17 protein-coding genes are annotated in these 20,541 nt (G+C 52.9%); 13 read left to right on the forward strand and 4 right to left on the reverse strand.

Annotated elements, in window-relative coordinates; all coding sequences use genetic code 11:
- Positions 1-4: 4 nt before the first annotated feature.
- From murD to lpxC, 9 genes are all read left to right on the forward strand, one after another.
- Entirely contained in the window at positions 5-1,351 is a 1,347-nt protein-coding gene (murD, locus tag IEX86_RS07465; protein ID WP_188865501.1) for a UDP-N-acetylmuramoyl-L-alanine--D-glutamate ligase, read from the forward strand.
- Entirely contained in the window at positions 1,351-2,550 is a 1,200-nt protein-coding gene (gene ftsW / locus IEX86_RS07470; RefSeq protein ID WP_188865502.1) for a putative lipid II flippase FtsW, read from the forward strand. The genes murD and ftsW overlap by 1 nt, the downstream gene beginning before the upstream one ends.
- Positions 2,540-3,610 (forward strand): undecaprenyldiphospho-muramoylpentapeptide beta-N-acetylglucosaminyltransferase, encoded by a 1,071-nt coding sequence (gene murG, locus IEX86_RS07475; RefSeq protein WP_188865503.1) that lies wholly within the window; start codon positions 2,540-2,542, stop codon positions 3,608-3,610. The genes ftsW and murG overlap by 11 nt, the downstream gene beginning before the upstream one ends.
- A complete protein-coding gene (gene murC / locus IEX86_RS07480) occupies positions 3,603-5,057 on the forward strand; it encodes a UDP-N-acetylmuramate--L-alanine ligase (protein WP_188865504.1) in 1,455 nt (484 codons plus the stop codon). Before murG ends, murC begins: the two co-directional genes overlap by 8 nt.
- Entirely contained in the window at positions 5,054-6,004 is a 951-nt protein-coding gene (locus tag IEX86_RS07485; protein WP_188865505.1) for a D-alanine--D-alanine ligase, read from the forward strand. The genes murC and IEX86_RS07485 overlap by 4 nt, the downstream gene beginning before the upstream one ends.
- 1 nt (position 6,005) lies before the next feature.
- Positions 6,006-6,866, forward strand: coding sequence for a cell division protein FtsQ/DivIB (locus IEX86_RS07490; RefSeq protein ID WP_188865506.1), 861 nt, complete (start codon positions 6,006-6,008; stop codon positions 6,864-6,866).
- A 24-nt stretch (positions 6,867-6,890) separates the two neighbouring features.
- The gene (gene ftsA / locus IEX86_RS07495; RefSeq protein ID WP_188865507.1) at positions 6,891-8,138 is read left to right on the forward strand and encodes a cell division protein FtsA; all 1,248 of its coding nucleotides are present in this window, start codon (positions 6,891-6,893) and stop codon (positions 8,136-8,138) included.
- 53 nt (positions 8,139-8,191) lie between these two features.
- Positions 8,192-9,364 carry a cell division protein FtsZ gene (gene ftsZ / locus IEX86_RS07500; protein ID WP_188865508.1) on the forward strand — a complete coding sequence of 391 codons (1,173 nt, stop codon included), beginning with the start codon at positions 8,192-8,194 and terminating at the stop codon, positions 9,362-9,364.
- A gap of 112 nt (positions 9,365-9,476) precedes the next feature.
- A complete protein-coding gene (gene lpxC, locus IEX86_RS07505) occupies positions 9,477-10,388 on the forward strand; it encodes a UDP-3-O-acyl-N-acetylglucosamine deacetylase (RefSeq protein WP_188865509.1) in 912 nt (303 codons plus the stop codon).
- A gap of 37 nt (positions 10,389-10,425) precedes the next feature.
- On the opposite strand, the gene IEX86_RS07510 is transcribed toward lpxC, so the two are convergent.
- Positions 10,426-10,890 carry a DciA family protein gene (locus IEX86_RS07510; RefSeq protein ID WP_188865510.1) on the reverse strand — a complete coding sequence of 155 codons (465 nt, stop codon included), beginning with the start codon at positions 10,888-10,890 and terminating at the stop codon, positions 10,426-10,428.
- Between the two features lie 205 nt (positions 10,891-11,095).
- Between IEX86_RS07510 and secA the strand changes: the two genes are divergently transcribed.
- The 4 genes from secA (at position 11,096) to IEX86_RS07530 (ending at position 16,816) form a co-directional block, all read left to right on the forward strand.
- The gene (gene secA / locus IEX86_RS07515; RefSeq protein WP_188865511.1) at positions 11,096-13,837 is read left to right on the forward strand and encodes a preprotein translocase subunit SecA; all 2,742 of its coding nucleotides are present in this window, start codon (positions 11,096-11,098) and stop codon (positions 13,835-13,837) included.
- Between the two features lie 90 nt (positions 13,838-13,927).
- On the forward strand, positions 13,928-15,145 hold the full coding sequence (gene argJ, locus IEX86_RS07520; protein WP_188865512.1) for a bifunctional glutamate N-acetyltransferase/amino-acid acetyltransferase ArgJ: 1,218 nt from the start codon (positions 13,928-13,930) through the stop codon (positions 15,143-15,145).
- Between the two features lie 91 nt (positions 15,146-15,236).
- Complete coding sequence (locus IEX86_RS07525) at positions 15,237-15,875, forward strand: glutathione S-transferase family protein (RefSeq protein ID WP_188865513.1); 639 nt, start codon at positions 15,237-15,239, stop codon at positions 15,873-15,875.
- Positions 15,872-16,816, forward strand: coding sequence for a Nudix family hydrolase (locus IEX86_RS07530; RefSeq protein ID WP_188865514.1), 945 nt, complete (start codon positions 15,872-15,874; stop codon positions 16,814-16,816). The genes IEX86_RS07525 and IEX86_RS07530 overlap by 4 nt, the downstream gene beginning before the upstream one ends.
- Before the next feature lie 35 nt (positions 16,817-16,851).
- On the opposite strand, the gene IEX86_RS07535 is transcribed toward IEX86_RS07530, so the two are convergent.
- Genes IEX86_RS07535 through IEX86_RS07545 form a run of 3 tightly spaced genes read right to left on the reverse strand, consistent with a single transcriptional unit; the run spans position 16,852 to position 20,526 of the window.
- Positions 16,852-17,904, reverse strand: coding sequence for an ion transporter (locus IEX86_RS07535; protein ID WP_188865515.1), 1,053 nt, complete (start codon positions 17,902-17,904; stop codon positions 16,852-16,854).
- Positions 17,897-18,487: a cob(I)yrinic acid a,c-diamide adenosyltransferase gene (locus IEX86_RS07540; protein ID WP_188865516.1), complete on the reverse strand. Its 591-nt coding sequence runs from the start codon at positions 18,485-18,487 to the stop codon at positions 17,897-17,899. Before IEX86_RS07540 ends, IEX86_RS07535 begins: the two co-directional genes overlap by 8 nt.
- Before the next feature lie 17 nt (positions 18,488-18,504).
- Complete coding sequence (locus IEX86_RS07545) at positions 18,505-20,526, reverse strand: sensor histidine kinase (protein WP_188865517.1); 2,022 nt, start codon at positions 20,524-20,526, stop codon at positions 18,505-18,507.
- Between the last annotated feature and the right edge of the window lie 15 nt (positions 20,527-20,541).

Below are 20,541 nucleotides of genomic sequence, written 5' to 3' on the forward strand. Positions count from 1 at the left end.
AACCATGAGTCTGATCGCTTCCGACCAGTTCCGCATCGTTGTAGGCCTCGGCAAGAGTGGTATGTCACTGGTTCGCTATCTGGCGAGCCAAGGCACCCCATTCGCTGTGGTAGACACTCGGGAAAATCCGCCTGAGCTGGAAACGCTGCGCATTCAATACCCATATGTAGAGGTGCGTTGCGGTGAGTTGGATGCTGATTTTCTAGGACGAGCAAGTGAGCTCTATGTGAGTCCAGGCCTTTCGCTACAGACGCCTGCTATCCAAAAGGTAGCGGAGCAGGGTGTCAGGTTATCGGGTGATATCGATTTATTCGCTCGTCTGGCCAAAGCACCTATTGTTGCGATCACTGGCTCCAATGCCAAAAGCACCGTTACAACGCTTGTTGGTGAAATGGCACGTAAGGCAGGTAAGCGAGTAGGTGTAGGGGGAAACCTTGGAACACCTGCGCTGGACCTGCTTGATGACAATGTCGAGCTGTATATTCTTGAGCTGTCCAGCTTTCAGTTGGAGACCTGCGAACGGTTAAATGCCCAGGTGGCCACGGTATTGAATGTCAGCGAAGACCATATGGATCGCTACAGTGGTATGGCTGCCTATCATCTTGCCAAACACCGTATCTTCAGAGGTGTTCATCAGGTAGTCGTCAATCGGGACGATCCTTTGTCTCGCCCATTGGTATCTGAGCAGGTGCCTTGCTGGACATTCGGATGTGGTCAGCCGGACTTCAATGGCTTCGGTCTACGTGAGCGTGATGGTGAGAAGTGGCTAGCTTTTCAGTTCACTCCGCTCATGCCTGTAAAGGACTTGAAGATTCGCGGGGCCCATAACCAGGCAAATGCCCTAGCTGCTTTAGCCTTAGGGCACGCAGCGGGGCTACCTTTTGAGCCGATGCTGGAGGCGCTTCGCGAGTTTTCAGGCTTGGCTCACCGTTGCCAGTGGGTCGGTGAGAGGGCTGGCGTTCATTATTACAACGACTCCAAAGCTACCAACGTAGGTGCTGCGTTAGCCGCTATTGAAGGATTGGGGAGTGACATCGCAGGCAAGCTGGTGCTGCTGGCAGGCGGCGATGGCAAAGGTGCTGATTTCGAGCCGCTCCGTAAGCCAGTAAGTGCTTTTTGCCGCGCAGTTGTTCTGCTGGGCCGGGACGCTGCGCGCCTGGCTGACTCCTTAAACTCAGATATCGCCGTTGTTCATGTCGCTACGCTAAAGGAGGCTGTCGAGAGGGCCGCACAGCTAGCCGAGCCAGGTGATGCCGTTCTACTGTCGCCGGCGTGTGCAAGCCTGGACATGTTCCGTAACTTCGAGGAGCGTGGGCGGTTATTCGCTCAGGCCGTGGAGACGCTCAATTGATGTTTCCTTTGCTGCGTCCTTACCCTTCTCCGCTAATCAGCCGAAACGGTATCGATGTTGATTTTCCCTTACTGGCTGGCTGCCTTGCTTTACTCGGCTTGGGTCTGGTGATGATCACCTCCGCCTCGTCAGAGGTGGCGGCGGCTCAGGCAGGGAACCCGCTGTATTACATGTTTCGCCATCTTATCTATTTGGCGATAGGAATCGTAAGTTGTGGAGCGATCCTTATGATTCCGATGGCCACCTGGCAGCGCTTTGGTGGAACCCTGCTAATTGCAGCTTTCGCCTTGCTGATCATGGTGTTGATTCCGGGTATCGGTCGTGAGGTAAACGGATCGCTGCGCTGGATCGGCTTTGGCTTCTTTAACATTCAGCCTTCTGAACTAGCCAAGGTGTTTGTCGTTATTTACCTGGCCGGCTATTTGGTACGGCGTGAGCAGGAGGTACGCCGTAGCTGGGCGGGCTTCTTCAAACCCTTCATCGTGCTGTTGCCACTGGCCATGCTTCTCTTGCGCGAGCCTGATTTTGGTGCCACGGTCGTAATGATGGGGGCGGCAGCTATTATGCTGTTCTTGGGAGGCGTAGGGCTATTTCGTTTTGTCTTGATGGTGGCCTTAGCTGTCCTGGCGGTATTCATTCTGGTTCAGACCCAGGAATACCGTATGCAACGTCTGATCACCTTTACCGATCCTTGGGCCGATCAGTTTGGCTCGGGCTATCAGCTCACTCAGGCCTTGATTGCATTTGGTCGAGGTGGCTGGTTCGGGCTCGGGTTGGGAAACAGTATCCAGAAACAGTTCTATCTACCTGAAGCACATACTGACTTTGTATTTGCTGTTCTGGCAGAAGAACTAGGGCTTGTCGGCGCACTGGCTACGGTGGGTCTATTCCTCTTCGTGTGCGTGCGTGGCCTTTACATTGGCTATTGGGCAGAGCAGGCCAAGCAATATTTTTCCGCTTACATGGCCTATGGGCTTTCCATGCTCTGGATTGGCCAGTTCCTTATTAACATTGGTGTGAATGTGGGGCTCCTGCCTACAAAAGGCCTGACATTGCCCTTTTTAAGTTATGGCGGAAGCTCGCTAATCGTTTGCTGCATCAGTATGGCGCTGTTGCTTCGGATCGAGTGGGAAAGACGTACGCTCATGAACGATGAAGAAGTTGAGTTTTCGGAAGAGGATTTTGCTGATGTCCGGTAATGTCCTCATCATGGCAGGTGGTACCGGCGGACACGTTTTTCCGGCACTGGCCTGTGCCAGGGAGTTTGAAAGCCGAGGGTATGCAGTGCATTGGCTGGGTACTCCTCGTGGTATTGAAAATGATGTTGTTCCGCAGGCGGGGCTTCCCTTGCATCGTATTACTGTTACCGGCTTGCGAGGTAAGGGCGTGCAATCCCTGTTAAAGGCGCCTTTTCAGCTTAGTGGTGCTCTGATGCAGGCCCTTGGCATCATGCGTACCCTTAAGCCGGTCTGTGTACTGGGCATGGGCGGTTTTGTCACTGGGCCGGGCGGCTTGGCGGCTCGCCTATCAGGCGTACCGTTGATCATTCATGAGCAAAACGCGGTTGCCGGCACGGCCAATCGCCTGCTTGCGCCTATCGCTAGCAAAGTATGCGAAGGCTTTCCGGCTACGTTTGCTGCGTCCTCTAAGCGATTGAGTACAGGTAACCCTGTTCGTAAAGAGCTTTTTCTACAAGCAGTACGGCCTTCTCTAGAAGGGCGCAAAGTCAACTTGTTGATTCTAGGTGGCAGTCTGGGCGCTGAGCCTATCAATAAGCTTGTGCCTGAAATGCTTGCTCAGGTCTCAGTTGGCCTGCGCCCTAACGTAAGACACCAGGCAGGGCGGCAACATGCTGAGGTGACCCAGGAGCGTTATAACGCCTTGAGCCTCGAGGCAGACGTAGTGCCATTTATTTCTGATATGGCTGAGGCCTATGCCTGGGCTGACCTTGTGATCTGTCGTGCAGGTGCCCTTACTGTAAGCGAGCTTACAGCGGCAGGCTTGCCAGCGTTTTTGATCCCGCTGCCTCATGCCATTGATGACCACCAGACACGTAACGGCGAATTTTTGGTGAACGAGGGCGCTGCTCTTTTGTTCCCGCAAAAAATGACTGATGCGACGGCTATTGCCGCACAGCTAACTGAGGTTTTAATGCAACCCGAACGATTGACTGCCATGGCCGCTCGTAGCCGTGCCCTGGCTAAACCTGACGCAACCCTAGCCGTGGTAGATGCCTGCCTGGAGGTTGCCAATGGTTAAATCTCAAAGTGCGATCCAGGCAGAAGTGCGTCGTATGCGTAGCATTCGGCGAATTCACTTTGTGGGAATTGGCGGGGTAGGCATGTGTGGAATTGCCGAGGTCCTACTCAATCTGGGATATGAAGTTTCCGGATCCGACCTTAAGGCTTCTCCTGTTACCGAGCGCCTGCAGCAGTTCGGCGCCAAGATCTATATTGGCCACAGCGCTGAAAACCTGGAGCGCGTGGATGTGCTGGTTGTTTCCAGCGCCATCAATAGATCCAATCCTGAAGTGGCTGCAGCCCTTGAAAACCGTATTCCTGTTGTCCCTCGTGCCGAAATGCTGGCCGAGCTCATGCGTTATCGGCATGGTATTGCCGTGGCAGGTACACATGGAAAGACCACGACCACAAGTCTGGTCGCTTCTGTACTGGCTGCCGAGGGGCTCGATCCTACCTTTGTGATCGGCGGTCGTTTGAATGCAGCAGGAACCAATGCTCAGCTTGGAACCAGTCGCTATCTTGTTGCCGAGGCTGACGAGAGTGATGCGAGCTTCCTGCACCTGCAGCCTATGGTCGCGGTAGTGACAAATATAGATGCGGATCACATGGATACGTACGAAGGGGACTTCAGCAAGCTCAAGAAGACCTTCATCGATTTCCTGCACAACTTACCGTTTTACGGGCTGGCTGTACTGTGCGTCGACGATCCAATCGTTCGTGAGATCATTCCTCAGGTTGCCCGTCCTACTGTGACATATGGCACCAGCGAGGATGCCGATGTCCGAGCAGTGGAGATTCGCCAGAAAGGTATGCGTACCTACTTCACTGTACTGCGCAATGGCCGCGAGCCGTTGGCGGTATCTGTGAATATGCCAGGTGTACATAATGTACTGAATGCGCTGGCAACTATTGCCATTGCAACAGATGAAGGGCTTAGCGATGACGCCATCGTAGCGGGCCTTTCCGAGTTCCAGGGGGTAGGTCGCCGCTTCCAGGTCTATGGCGACCTTCCTGTCGAGAACGGCAGCGTTATGTTAGTGGATGATTATGGTCATCACCCGCGTGAAGTTGCTGCCGTAATAAAGGCCGTACGTGGCGGCTGGCCTGAGCGCCGGTTAGTCATGGTTTACCAGCCCCATCGCTATAGTCGCACACGAGATTTGTATGACGATTTCGTACAGGTTCTTGCCGATGCCAACGTATTATTACTGATGGAGGTCTATCCGGCGGGCGAAGAGCCGATACCAGGTGCCGATAGTCGCCGTCTCTGTCATAGTATCCGCCAGCGTGGTCAGTTAGACCCAATCTATATCGAACGTGGTACCGAGCTTGCTCCTCTTATCAAACCTCTCCTGAGGGCTGGGGATATTCTCCTCTGCCAAGGTGCTGGTGATATCGGCACTCTGGCTCCGCAATTGATAAAAAGTCCTTTATTCAACTCTGATGCACTGAGGAAGTCGCTATGAGCGCCATCCTTAATCCAATGTCGATCCAGCCGGCTGATTATGGCCGGGTTGCCGTGCTGTATGGCGGCAAGAGTGCCGAGCGCGAAGTCTCCCTGAATTCGGGAAAGAGGGTGCTGGGTGCGCTACAGGCTGCAGGTGTTAACGCCTTCGGTATCGATGTTGGCCAAGACCTGTTACAGCGCTTGAGTGCTGAGCAGGTAGACCGTGCCTTTATCGTTCTGCACGGACGTGGCGGTGAGGACGGAAGTATGCAGGGCTTGTTGGAGTGCCTCGGCATACCTTACACCGGAAGCGGTGTATTGGCTTCTGCGCTGGCCATGGACAAATTGCGAACAAAGCACCTTTGGCTAAGTCAGGGCCTTTCTACGCCTAAATATGCTGTTTTGTGCAGTGAGTCTGATTGTCGAGCCGCTGCTAAGGAACTCGGGTTTCCACTAATCGTCAAACCCGCCCATGAAGGTTCCAGCATTGGTATGGCCAAGGTGAGCAGCGTCGATGAACTGATCACCGCTTGGCAGTCTGCCTCGACGTATGATTCGCAAGTTCTTGTTGAACAATGGATAAGCGGTCCTGAGTTTACTATCGCTCTTTTGGGCGATCAGGTGCTGCCGCCTATTCGTCTAGGTACTACCCATGCCTTCTATGACTATGAGGCCAAATACCTGGCATCCGATACTCGTTACCAAGTCCCTTGTGGCCTTGATAGTGAGCGAGAGTCGGAGCTTAAGGTATTGGCTCGTCGTGCTTGTGAGGTTGTAGGAACTGCGGGGTGGGCGCGTGTTGATGTGATGCAGGACGAGCAAGGTCGTTTCTGGCTGTTGGAAGTCAACACTGTTCCCGGTATGACTGATCACAGTCTTGTTCCCATGGCCGCTAAGGCTGCAGGTCTTGATTATCAACAACTTGTCCTGACGGTTCTGGCAGGCACTATGGAGTCGAGGGGCTAACATGGTCACGACACTTCGTCATACACAACCTGGATTAGGTCGCGTCCCGCTTCGCGGCAAGGTGCCGCCTCGAGGTGCGAGCCGCTTGGTAGAAAAGGAGCCTGTATCGGCTCGCCTGCCGAAGCCCAGCTTCAATCTCTTCAAGCGTGTGGCCTGGCCACTTTTGCTGGTAGGGCTTGGGTTTGGCACCTATGAGCTGTCGCAACAGCTACTGCCCTATGCGGATCGTCCAATTACAAAGGTTAATGTCGAAGGTGACCTGAGCTATATCAGTCGAGAGGCAGTGCAACAGCGTATTGCGCCTTATGCCGACGGAACGTTTTTTTCAATCGATCTAGCCAATATGCGTCAGGCACTTGAGCAGATGCCTTGGATTGCCCACGCAGAAGTTCGTCGGGTCTGGCCAGATGAAGTCGCTATTCATCTGGAGGAGCAACTTCCAGTCGCTCGCTGGGGGGATGAGGCCCTGCTGAACAACCAGGGAGATGCCTTTGCACCCAAGGACTTGGCTCATTACGACAACCTGCCACGACTCCACGGCCCGCAACGCGCACAGCAGCAGGTCATGCAGCAGTATCAGTTGTTCAGCCAGATGCTGCGCCCGCTTGGGTTCACAGTTACACGGCTGGAAATGCATGATCGGGGGAGTTGGTTCCTGACAACAGGCCAGGGCGTTGAATTGATTTTTGGTCGTGATGACCTTGTGGACAAGATGCGGCGCTTTGTCAAGATGTATGACCAAGTACTCAAGGATCAGATGGCCAATATTACTCGCATCGACTTGCGTTACCCAAACGGGCTGGCGGTGGCGTGGCGTGAGCCGGTAGCTCCCACAACTGTAGCCTCAGCCCGTGCCGAATAAAGAATTGAGGAGAATTCAACAAACATGGCGAACGTGCAGAGCGGCAAGATGATCGTCGGACTGGACATCGGAACCTCGAAGGTCGTGGCCTTGGTAGGTGAGGTGTCTTCTGATGGTCAGGTCGAAATTGTGGGCATCGGCACGCATCCTTCCCGCGGGTTGAAAAAAGGCGTAGTGGTTAATATTGAATCCACGGTTCAGTCTATTCAGCGTGCTGTAGAAGAAGCCCAGCTGATGGCGGGCTGCCGTATTCATTCGGCATTTGTAGGGATCGCAGGCAACCATATTCGTAGCCTGAACTCCCATGGCATTGTAGCTATTCGTGATCGGGAGGTTAGCCCTGCCGATATTGATCGTGTTCTTGATGCAGCTCAGGCTGTAGCGATACCAGCTGATCAACGGGTCTTGCACACTTTGGCTCAAGACTATGTTATCGACAATCAGGAGGGCGTACGTGAGCCGCTTGGGATGTCGGGCGTTCGCCTGGAAGCTAAAGTTCATGTAGTGACCTGTGCGGTAAACGCTGCGCAAAACATTGAGAAATGTGTTCGCCGTTGCGGGCTGGAAGTCGATGACATCATTCTGGAACAGTTGGCTTCTGCCTATTCCGTGCTAACAGATGATGAAAAAGAATTAGGTGTATGTCTGGTGGATATTGGTGGAGGTACTACTGATATCGCTATTTTCACGGAGGGTGCCATCCGCCATACCGCTGTCATACCGATTGCAGGTGATCAAGTTACAAATGACATCGCCATGGCGTTGCGAACTCCTACACAATATGCGGAGGAGATCAAGATTCGGTATGCTTGTGCTTTGGCGAAATTGGCTAATGCTGGGGAAACTATCAAGGTGCCCAGTGTAGGGGAGAGACCGCCACGTGAACTTTCACGTCAGGCATTGGCTGAGGTGGTTGAGCCGCGTTACGATGAACTCTTCACGCTTGTTCAGGCAGAGTTGCGCCGCAGCGGATATGAAGACCTGATTCCAGCTGGAATCGTATTAACCGGCGGCACTGCGAAAATGGAAGGGGCAGTTGAACTCGCCGAGGAGATTTTCCATATGCCGGTACGCCTTGGTGTACCGCAGACGGTCAAGGGGCTGACCGACGTTGTGCGTAACCCAATTTATTCAACAGGTGTGGGCCTGTTGCTCTATGGATTGCAAAAGCAATCCGACAACGTGCCGGTCATCACCGGTGGACATAGCAGTGACGAACCCAAGAATTCAGTCCTGGAGCGTGTTAAGCGCTGGGTCCAGGGCAACTTGTAATCAAATTCAATCGCGGCAGCAGTAGGCGAAAACCGAAAGGAAGAGAGGGGATTATGTTTGAGCTCGTAGACAATATTCCACAGAGCGCAGTCATCAAGGTCATTGGTGTAGGTGGTGGTGGCGGTAACGCCGTTAACCATATGGTGAAAAGCGGCGTCGAAGGCGTCGAATTCATCTGCGCCAATACTGATGCACAAGCGCTAAAAAACGTGAGCTCTCGTACCGTGCTGCAGTTAGGCCCTGGTGTTACCAAGGGGCTAGGCGCTGGTACCAACCCTGAAATTGGCCGCCAGGCAGCCATGGAAGATCGCGAGCGTATCGCGGAAGTCCTTGAAGGCGCTGACATGGTTTTCATTACCACAGGCATGGGCGGTGGTACCGGTACCGGTGCCGCTCCAATCATTGCTGAAGTTGCCAAGGAGATGGGCATCCTCACTGTTGCTGTGGTTACTCGCCCGTTTCCTTTTGAAGGCCGTAAGCGTATGCAAGTGGCTGATGAAGGTATTCGTTCCCTTTCCGAGTGTGTTGACTCTCTCATTACCATCCCCAATGAGAAGCTGCTAACCATTCTTGGAAAGGACGCCAGCCTACTCGCAGCCTTCGCTAAAGCTGATGATGTCCTGGCCGGTGCGGTTCGTGGTATCTCCGATATCATGCAGCGTCCTGGCTTGATGAACGTCGACTTTGCTGACGTTAAGACAGTCATGGGCGAAATGGGTATGGCCATGATGGGTACTGGTCATGCCAGTGGGCCGAACCGTGCGCGTGAAGCAACTGAAGCGGCTATCCGTAATCCGCTCTTGGAAGACGTTAATCTGCATGGTGCTCGCGGTATTCTGGTCAACATTACTGCAGGTCTGGATCTGTCCTTGGGCGAATACGCAGCAGTAGGTGAAATCATCGAGGACTTCGCTTCTGAGCATGCAACCGTCAAGGTCGGTGCGGTAATTGATCCAGAAATGCGTGATGAACTCCACGTTACAGTAGTGGCTACTGGTCTGGGTGCTCGTCTTGAGAAGCCAGTTAAAGTCGTCGATAACTCGGCCCAACAGGCTAGCGTTGCAACGCGTCAGGAACATGCTGCCGTAAACTACCGTGACTTGGATCGTCCTACTGTTATGCGTAGCCAGAACCATACAAGCTCTGCGGCTGCAGCAAAGATGAATCCGAATGACGATCTGGATTATCTGGATATTCCAGCGTTCCTACGTCGTCAGGCTGATTGAATAGATTAATCAATGCAATCCGTGTGATTAGTGGGAATTAATGGGCCGTTCTGTTATGATCGGCCCATTATTATTGACAACTATTCGCGATCAGCGATGAACGGCAACTGTCATGATTAGACAACGCACACTCAAGAACACTATTCGCGCTACTGGCGTAGGCCTTCACTCAGGGGAAAAGGTTTATCTCACCCTGAAGCCTGCCCCTGTAGACACAGGAATCGTGTTTCGCCGCATTGATTTAGATCCAGTCGTGGAAATTCGCGCCTGGGCTGAATATGTAGGCGAAACCACGATGTCGACCAATCTCATTCAAAATAGTGTCAAGGTCGGCACTGTGGAGCATTTGTTGTCTGCACTGGCAGGTCTGGGCATCGACAATGCGTATGTAGAATTGTCCGCCGCTGAAGTTCCGATCATGGATGGAAGCGCTGGTCCTTTCGTTTTCCTGATTCAATCCGCTGGGATTGAAGAGCAGGAGTCTGCAAAACAATTCATTCGTATCAAACGTGAAGTTAGCGTCGTAGACGGTGATAAGCGTGCGACGTTTGTGCCTTTTGATGGTTTCAAGGTTAGCTTTGAAATCGACTTTGATCACCCTGTGGTCAGTGGGCGCACTCAAAAGGCTTCCGTAGACTTTTCCAGCACTTCCTTTCTTAAGGAAGTAAGCCGAGCGCGTACTTTCGGCTTTATGCGTGATCTGGAATTCTTGCGTTCGCATAACCTGGCTTTGGGCGGTAGTGTAGAAAACGCTATCGTTGTAGACGAGCATGGGGTGCTTAACGAAGACGGTCTTCGTTACGAAGATGAGTTTGTAAAGCACAAGATACTGGACGCCATTGGTGACCTTTACCTATTAGGCAAAAGCTTGATTGGTGAGTATCGTGGCTACAAGTCCGGACATGCAATGAACAATCGTTTGCTGCGTGCCTTGATTGCTCAGCCAGATGCCTGGGAAGTTGTAACCTTCGAGGGCTCTAGCGATGCACCTATTTCTTACATGCGGCCAGCGGCTGCTGTGTAAGTAAAGCGTGTTAAAAAGCCACCTAAGGGTGGCTTTTTTATTGATCTGTCTTTTTCGGCTGCGCTCTACTGGCTAGTCGCTCAAGCGCTGCACGCAGTGAAGGATCCGAGATGCCCTCTGCAATCGACAGCAGGCTTTCTGCTGCTACATTTGAAAGTTCGCGCTTTGGACCTGGCTTTCGATTTGGGTCAGGGTTGGGCTTTACCTTGAACAATATCTTTTGAAGGGCTGCAAACTCTGAGGATTGTTGAAGCTGCCGCAGCAAACGACGTTGTTGATAGCGCAGCCGCGTGGCCCAATGTCCGTCTGTAATAATGAGAAGTAGACAGCCGTCTTGCCAAGTGGCGACCTTACAGTGTTCGCGCGCTGCCGGTTGCAGCTGTGCGTCAACCAGGCGTTGAAGTCGCTCAAGCCGCTCAGCCTGATACAGTAACGGTTTTAAGGGTTTAGCCTGCCGAAGTAAGGTGGCAGGCGCTACAGCAATAATTGGACGAAAAACCATGCGTGCGCACTCCAGACAGGGACGCGCATGGTAACAGATGAGCCTAAAGATACAGATAAACCTGTTTAGAAATCCGACCTTTGAGTGATGTCAACCTTTTCTCGTCGGCGTTTCCGAGTAGAATGCCCCATTGTCTTTTTGACGGCGCGGGCGATGGCACCGATCCGCCGCCCCCCATTTCTCCGAGTGGAAGACCCAAGTCGATATGTTTGCGCCTTTGTTAAAGAAACTCTTTGGAAGTAAAAACGAGCGAGAAGTAAAGCGCATGAGTAAGGTCATACAGACCGTCAATGCGCTGGAACAGCAGATTATTGGGTTGTCCGACGAGCAATTGCGTGCCAAGACGTTCGAGTTCAAGGAACGTCTTGCAAAAGGCGAGACACTGGACGATATCTTGCCTGAAGCTTTTGCCGTAACTCGCGAAGCGGGCAAGCGCGTGATGGGTATGCGCCATTTTGATGTTCAGCTCATTGGCGGCATGACGCTTCACGAAGGCAAGATTGCCGAGATGCGTACAGGTGAAGGTAAGACGCTGGTGGGAACATTGCCGGTGTACTTGAATGCCTTATCCGGTAAGGGGGTTCACGTTGTAACCGTGAACGATTATCTGGCTCGTCGCGATGCGAACTGGATGCGCCCCTTGTATGAGTTCCTCGGTTTAACGGTAGGCATCGTTTTACCGTTCCAACCCCCAGAGGAAAAGCGTGCTGCCTACGCCGCAGACATCACCTACGGTACTAACAATGAATTCGGCTTTGATTATCTTCGCGATAACATGGCTTTCAGTATTGAGGAAAAATATCAGCGTGAGCTGAATTTTGCCGTTGTTGACGAAGTGGATTCGATCCTTATTGACGAAGCACGTACTCCGCTGATCATTTCGGGTCAGGCTGAAGACAGTTCTCAGCTGTATATGCAGATCAATAAACTCATTCCTCGTCTTCAGCGGCAAGTCGAGGCTGTTGAGGGAGAGGAAGAGAAAGAAGGTCACTACACCATTGACGAAAAAACGCGTCAGGTGGAAATTACCGAGCTAGGCCATCAGTTTATCGAGGAACTGCTAACCCAGGCGGAACTGTTGGCTGAAGGTGAAAGCCTCTACTCAGCACATAACCTGTCTCTTCTTACCCACGTCTACGCAGGGCTTCGTGCACACAAGCTATTCCACCGCAATGTGGAATATATTGTTCAGGACAATCAGGTGTTGCTCATCGATGAGCACACCGGTCGTACCATGCCAGGACGTCGCCTGTCCGAAGGGCTGCACCAGGCGATCGAGGCCAAGGAAGGACTTCCAATCCAGCCTGAGAGTCAGACACTCGCTTCTACTACCTTCCAGAATTACTTCCGCTTGTACAACAAGTTGGCTGGTATGACAGGTACAGCAGACACCGAGGCATTCGAGTTCCGTCAGATCTACGGTTTGGATGTCATTGTGATTCCGACTCACCGGCCGCTGGCGCGTAAGGATTTCAATGACCTGGTGTATTTGACGCAGGAAGAGAAATACGCAGCTATCATCACTGACGTCAAGCAATGCCAGGCGTCAGGCCGTCCTGTACTGGTGGGTACTGCCTCGATTGAGAGCTCCGAGTACCTGTCCCAGCTGTTGCAGAAAGAGGGCATTGAGCACAAAGTTCTGAATGCCAAATACCATGACCGTGAGGCTGAGATTATCGCTCAAGCGGGTCGTCCAGGCATGGTAACGATTGCTACCAACATGGCTGGTCGTGGTACAGACATTCTCCTGGGCGGTAACTGGGAATCAGAGGTTGCTGCGCTTGAAGATCCTACTGAAGAGCAGATCGCTCAGGTAAAGGCTGAATGGCAGAAGCGTCATCAGCAGGTCATTGAGTCGGGCGGCCTACATGTGATTGCTTCTGAGCGCCATGAGTCCCGTCGTATCGATAACCAACTCCGTGGCCGTGCGGGTCGCCAGGGTGACCCGGGCTCCAGCCGCTTCTATCTGTCGCTTGAAGACAACCTGATGCGTATCTTTGCATCAGACCGTGTGAAAAACTTCATGAAAGCGTTGGGCATGGAAGCAGGCGAGGCTATCGAGCATCGCATGGTGACCAACGCCATCGAGAAGGCCCAGCGCAAGGTGGAAGGCCGAAACTTCGATATTCGTAAGCAGTTGCTTGAATACGATGATGTTGCCAACGAGCAGCGTAAGGTCATCTACCACATGCGTAACACCCTGCTTGAATCGCAGGATGTGGGTGAGACCATCAACGAGTTTCGCCGTGATGCATTGGCGCAAACCTTCAGCGCTCATATTCCGCCGCAATCCCTGCCTGAGCAGTGGGATGTTGCCGGGCTTGAAGAGGCACTTTACAACGACTTCGGACTCAAGCTGCCGATTCAGCAATGGCTGGATGAGGACGACAAGCTGTACGAAGAAACGCTTCGCGAGAAGATCCTTGAAGCACTTGTAGCTGCCTATCATGAAAAAGAAGATCTGGCAGGTGCTGAGGCGTTACGCAGCTTCGAGAAGCAGATGCTGCTGCGCGTCATGGATGATCTGTGGAAAGATCACCTGAGCACGATGGATCATTTGCGCCACGGTATTCACCTACGGGGTTATGCGCAGAAGAATCCGAAGCAGGAGTACAAGCGCGAGTCCTTCAATCTGTTCCAAGAACTCTTGGAAAACGTCAAGCGTGACACGGTTCGTGTACTGTCCCATGTTCAGGTTCGGCGTGAGGACGCAGCTGAGGAAGAGGCTCGGATGCGTCATGAAGCCGAAGAGTTGGCCAAGCGCATGCAATTCCAGCACGCCGAAGCGCCCTCCATCGCACAGCCTGAAGTACAAGCGCCGGAAGAGGGTGAAGACACTGTCGTGCCGCTTGAGCCTACACGTAACGAGCAGAAAATAGGTCGTAATGAGCCTTGCCCGTGCGGCTCCGGCAAGAAGTACAAGCATTGCCACGGTAAGCTGGACTAATGCCCGGCTGACGTGAAAGCGTTGTGATCCTATCGCCGCGACCGGCTTAGCCGCTCGCGGCGTTTCATTGTTAGCTACAGGAGAAACTTCATGGCTGTTGGTCTCGGCCCTTTGTCTACGTTACATCCTGTTCCAGGGTTTGAGCTTGGCATCGCTTCTGCCGGCATCAAGCGTCCGGGACGCAAGGATGTGGTTGTGATGCGTTGTGAAGAGGGTGCGCGGGTTGCTGGGGTTTTTACGACCAATGCATTTTGTGCCGCTCCGGTTGTTCTGGCGCGCAGGCGATTCGCAGGTAATGTGCGTTATCTGTTGACCAACACAGGTAACGCTAACGCAGGTACAGGCGAGCCAGGAATGGCAGCTGCAGAGCGTACCTGTCAGGCGCTGGCTGATTTAACGGGTGTAGATGCCTCAGCCGTTCTGCCATTTTCAACGGGCGTAATTGGTGAGCTATTGCCTGTTGAAAAGATCGAAGCAGCACTGCCAGCAGCGCTGGCTGATCTCAAGGCAGACAATTGGGTTCAAGCGGCTACCGGCATTATGACGACTGATACGCTGCCCAAGGGCGCGAGCCGGCAGTTCACTTTTGAGGGCGAAACCGTTACCGTGACGGGGATCAGTAAGGGCGCTGGAATGATTCGCCCTAACATGGCAACCATGCTGGGTTACATTGCGACAGATGCAAAAGTAGCCCAGCCGGTTCTGCAGGATTTGCTACGAGACGCCTCTAATAAATCCTTCAATCGCATCACTATTGATGGCGATACCTCTACCAATGATTGCTGCATGCTTATCGCTACTGGTAAGTCCTCGCTTCCTGAAATCGACAAGCCCGACGGTGAGCTTTTTACTCGCCTGAAGCAGGCGGTCTTTGAGGTTTCCATGGAGCTGGCCCAGGCTATCGTTCGTGATGGTGAGGGGGCAACCAAGTTTGTGACAGTCGAAGTCAATGGTGGCAAGAATCACCAGGAGTGCCTGGACGTAGCCTATGCGGTGGCGCATTCACCACTGATCAAGACAGCCTTGTTTGCCTCTGATCCCAACTGGGGGCGAATCTTGGCAGCGGTTGGGCGTGCGGGGGTCCCCGAGCTGGATGTCAGTCTGATCGATGTTTTCCTGGGCGATGTCTGCATTGCTCAAAAGGGTGGACGCGCCGCTACCTATACCGAAGCACAGGGCGCTGAGGTCATGCGTAGAGAAGAGATCGGTATTCGTATCGAGCTAGGTCGTGGTCATTGCAGTGAGACAATCTGGACGACAGATCTGTCCCATGAATACGTGAAGATCAACGCGGAATATCGTACCTGACGCGAAACGTTTCCGGTTTATAGAGGAATCGTTTCATAACGCGCCTCTCTTGTGCTCCTATAGTCATAAGATTATGGATAAGGAGAGGCGCGTGTCTCTTACCCTGGTTATCGGTAACAAAAATTATTCGTCCTGGTCGTTGAGAGCTTGGCTGGTCATGGAGCTTTCCGGTGCTGCTTATGATGAGGTTCGTATTCCGCTCTATACGCCAGACAGCCGCGCACGTTTAAGGCAGCATTCGCCGACTGGTAAAGTGCCTGTATTGAAAACACCTGACGGGGTGATTTGGGATTCTCTGGCAATTGCTGAATATATGGCCGAGAACTATGCCAAGGCAGAGCTGTGGCCTACTGACGCCTCTGCACGGGCTATGGCTCGTTCATTGTGCGCTGAAATGCACAGTGGCTTTTCAGCACTTCGTAACCATTTGCCTATGGATCTGAAGCGCCGGCAACGGCTGGCAACAATGCCTGCCGAAGCTGAAAATGATATCAAGCGTGTCTGTTCATTGTGGGCAGAGTGCCGTGAACGCTTTGGTGCGCACGGGCCTTTCCTGTTTGGGCGAGCCAGTATTGCTGATGCTTTCTATGCGCCTGTTGCCACACGTTTGAAAAGTTATTCTGTGTCCCTGCCGCCTGAAGCAGATGCGTATGTAGACGCCATTTACTCATGGCCTGCATTCCAGCACTGGCATGAGGAGGCATTGAAAGAGAAAGAGGTTATTTCATGAGTCGGGTTCATGTCGCGGCAGCGGTTATTCGCAATTCCCTGGGGCAGGTGCTGATTGCTAAGCGATCGAAGGATCAGCACCAGGGCGGTCTGTGGGAGTTTCCGGGTGGGAAAGTTGAGGCAGGTGAGGGTGTTCAAGCTGCTCTAGCTCGCGAGCTGAAAGAGGAGCTGGGTATTCATGTAGAAGCCAGCCGTCCGCTGATTCAGGTTTGTCATGACTATACGGACAAATCGGTATTGCTGGACGTGTGGGAGGTCACCGGATTTTCAGGCGAGGCGAAAGGACTTGAGGGTCAGCCACTGGCCTGGGTAAGGCCGCGTGAGTTGCCTGATTATGAGTTTCCTGAAGCCAATATACCTATTGTCAAAGCTGTCCGATTACCACGCTCTTATTTGATAACGCCTGGTGACCTTGAGCCAAAGGCACTACTTAATGGCATTGCCAGGGCATTGGATGCAGGTATTGAGCTGATTCAGCTGCGTACACCTGCCTCATTCGACCCTCAATACCGTGATCTCGCCGTAGATGCTCAAGGGCTATGTGCTGGCCGTGCTCAGCTGATGCTTAAGGGACCCTTGGAATGGTTAGGTGATTTCCCAGCTGCAGGGTGGCATATAACCAGCCAGCAATTACGTCGTTACGCTGCTAATGGAAGGCCTTTTCCTGAGCATCGTTGGTTGGCAGCTTCCTGTCATAACGCTGAAGAACTTGAGCTTGCCAAGCAGATGAATGTCGACTTTGTAACGCTTTCACCTGTCCAGCCGACCGAGTCTCATCCTGGCGCCCCTGTATTGGGCTGGGACGCTGCGGGAGAGCTGTTGAAAGGGTTTAACCATCCGACATACTTACTGGGTGGTCTAGGACCAGCTGACTTGTCTCGTGCCTGGGCGCTAGGCGCTCAGGGAGTAGCCGGTATCCGTGCATTCTGGCCCGCAGAGTAACGTTTGAATTCCGGTGCGGACAACGGCACCGGAGTCTAACGCTGTATGCCCGGCCCTTTGGTTCGCGAAGTGTCAACCAAGGGGGTAGGTAGTAGTAACTCACCAATTTCGCTGGCGCGGCGGGCAATCACTTTTTGTTTAAACACTTCAAGGATCTCAACCAGCACCTCGTCAAGGTCTGTCTGCCCTCTGGGTAAGCTTTCATCAAAGCTGCGATCAGCGATACGACTGGCCAATGCCTTGAAGTCACGCGACTGCAATCCACTTACGGCTTCATGAATCAAGCGATTGACAATGTCAGCAAGGGTGTTGTCGAGGGACTTAGCGAGGCGGTCTCCCATAGGAAGCCGCTTCAAGGATTTAATGTCTTCGTTTTCAGCTACTGCCGAGCTGATTAACTCGCTTACATAGCGATGTAACGTAGCCTGATTATGGGCATAGCTCTCATCGATCATTCGTTGTACCCGTGACGCGACAGCATCAATCAGTTGCTGTTTGCGCGGTCGAATGACGTCATCAATCACTCGGCTGGAAAAGTCATCTTGTGTACGCAGCTCTGCCTGTATCTCGCCAAAAATCTTGATCATGACGCGATCTGAAATTTCCTCCATTACGAGCTGATAGTAGTGGTTGATGAAGTTATAGAGGCGCCAATGGCGAATGTCGATGATGCCTAGGCGCTGCAGGCGAACAAGCAAGGAGACTATGCGCAATACCCGCAACAGACGGAAGCCTCCGAGGGGAATACAACCTAATACGTCATACCAATGGATGAAAGGATAGTAGTACCACTTGCTATGGCGATGCTCTGCGATAGCAATGGCCCAGCCCAGCAACACGTCGAGAATGAAAAAGGCAACAAAGCAGAGGTCTATTTTCTGGAAGTTTGCATGAATATGGCTAGCGTACCATTCATGTCCTGCGGGAGTGGCTAGCTCAAGCAGGCGATTCAGTGGGCCGATCGAATAAAGGCTGTCAAAAAGAATCAAGGCCAGGTTTGCACACACCAATACGATGATGAATCCATCCCAGGTGGCATGTAATCCTTCGCGGCGACGTGTTGGTGCAACAGCGATGGGCTCACCCATCGTTATGCTCCACATTCTGGATCGGTTTCCACAAACGCTCGGGAACATTTTGGCGTCTACCAATAATACGCGCTACGACAAAGAGCAGGTCTGAAAAACGATTCAGATAAGCCATCCCTATACCTTCGAGTGGCTCGCTGAGATTCAGTGTCTGGCAACGCCGCTCGGCACGTCGAGCAATGCTGCGTGTAGCATGGGCGAGTGCAACTGCGCGCGAACCGCCGGGTAGAATGAAATTCTTGAGGGGGCCCAGCTCTTCGTTCCAGGTATCGATTGCCTGCTCCAGCCGCTCAATCTCTTGTTGGTTTAGCGCGCGGTAGCCTGGCATCGCCAGCTCGCCACCCAGGTCAAATAGACGATGTTGGCAAGGGGCCAATATGTCAATGATGGCTGTCAGCTCCGGAGTGCGGGTCTGCTGGTCTTCCAGCTCTGCAAGCAAGACACCCAGCATGCTGTTGAGCTCGTCTACATCGCCAATGGCCTCAATACGTGGATGGTCTTTACGGACGCGGCTACCGTCTGCCAGACCGGTTTCTCCTGTGTCACCGGTTCGGGTGTAGATTTTTGACAGGCGATAGCCCATGTATAGACTCCTTGGTATCAGTTATTGCCTGCCTCTGGCTGATTAAGCGGCAGGCGCAAGGTAAAACAGGTGCCCTCACCAGGTCTGGAATGGACTTCCATTTGTCCCTTGTGGTTATTGGTAATGATGAAGTAAGACACTGACAGCCCCAGGCCGGTCCCTTGTCCTACTTCCTTTGTTGTGAAGAAGGGCTCGAAGATCCGTTTGCAGATCGACTCTGGAATCCCGATGCCATTATCTTCGACCTGGATTTCAGCCCAATCACCTCTGCGATAAGTGCGCAGCATGACACGCCCCGTTTCGCCTTCTTCCTCGTCATCACGTTGATGAATGGCTTGGGCAGCATTCTTCAACAGATTCAGGAGGACCTGCTCAAGTTCATTGGCGATAACAGGTACGGGACCTAAGTCAGGATCAAACTCGCATTCAATGTGAAGTGCCCGAAAGTCGAAGCCCTCTGCCAGATCAAAGTCATTACCGGCAATCTCGATAGCTTGATCGATCAGGGAGGGTAGGTCGCAGGCGACCATCTTGCGATTGCTTCGCCGGCTGAATGCCAACATGTGACTCACGATTTTAGCCGCACGGCTTCCTGCCTGATGAATTCCATCCAGTAGGCGAGGAATTTCCCGTCCTTCCAGATAGCAGGTTACATCCTCCAGCCCCACTCCACACTCTGCTGCCTGCTCGATGTTCTTGGGCAGTTCAGGCGAAAGCCGGCGGCGGATATTCTGGACGTTATGCAGGATTGCCCCGAGCGGATTATTGATTTCGTGCGCCATCCCGGCAGCCAGTCCACCGACCGACAACATCTTTTCCGACTGCACCATGAGTTCTTCCATATTCAGCCGTTGAGTGATGTCGTCGATCCGGATGACTACTCCTCGTCCAGCGCCTCCCATGAGTGGATAGAACGTCAATGTGTAATGCCTGGGCGCGTCTATCAGCGCCCAGGTTACACGCTCTACCTTTTCCACTCTCATGTGCTCTGCGGCACGGCTGAGTTGGGGGAGGAACGGTTTGATTGATGGAAAGGCCAAAAAAATAGGCTGGTTCAATGCTTCGTCCAGGTTTGTACCTGAGAGGTTGGTTGCTTCTTGATTCCATTGCGTGACATAGAACTGTTCATCGACCGCAATCAACGCTGAGGGCATGGAGTCGATGATGCTGTTAAGGTAGTTCTGAAAGCCAGTAAGCTTTTTCTCGATTTTGCCGCGCACCTGAACTTCCAGTTCGAGCTTTCGGTTTGAGCGGCGCGTTTCTTCGGCCAGGGTTTGTGCCTGGAGCACTGCGGATTGGGCATCATCCCGGGCACGCTTGAGTTGCTGTTCGCGACCTTCGATACGGGTCAGCATGGTGTTAAAGGCATCCGCCAGCCGGCCTATCTCGTCGTCGCTGCCCTTGCCAGCGCGTAGAGCGTAATTTTCTTCGCGAGTAACCTGGCGAGACAGCTCTTCCAATTGAAGGATCGGACGAGTAATGAGCAGGCGAATCTGTCTGGCTACAACAAACCAAAGCAGGAGGCTGAACACCAGAATAGCAATACTGGCTGTTAGCGTTCCGGTATAAAAAGCGCCAGGTAACTCGCTACTGGCAACCAGTAATAGATGTCCTGAGCGGCCATCCTCTTGAGGAAGGTCAATCAGCACATTCGTACGAAATTCTCGCAGGCGCCAGTTTTCCAGATCCGTGTAATGGGTCGGTAATTTGAGAAGCGTGCCGTTCTGTACTTCTGCAAGTAAATGGCCGTCCTGGTTATAGATAGCAGCCAGGCGCAGTGGGCTGTAATTATCGAGTCTCTGCAGCAGAGCCTCGGCTCGCTCTTTCGAACTTAAGGCTTCCTGACTCAGGCTTGGAATTGCCAGCAGCCGACCAACCGTCTGCAACGCTTGGGGCGTCATGTTTTCCTGTGATATCCAGTAGGCGGCAGAGATAAAAGTAATATTGGCTACCAACAGTACAGCGCTCAGCAGCACAAGAAGAGCAGCCAGCAGTTTCTGGCCAACCGGGAGATTTCTGAGTCGCTCGCGCAGAATCATGGCTTACATCGCTGC

The organism is Pseudomonas asuensis (assembly GCF_014646755.1).
GTDB lineage: Bacteria > Pseudomonadota > Gammaproteobacteria > Pseudomonadales > Pseudomonadaceae > Chryseomonas > Chryseomonas asuensis.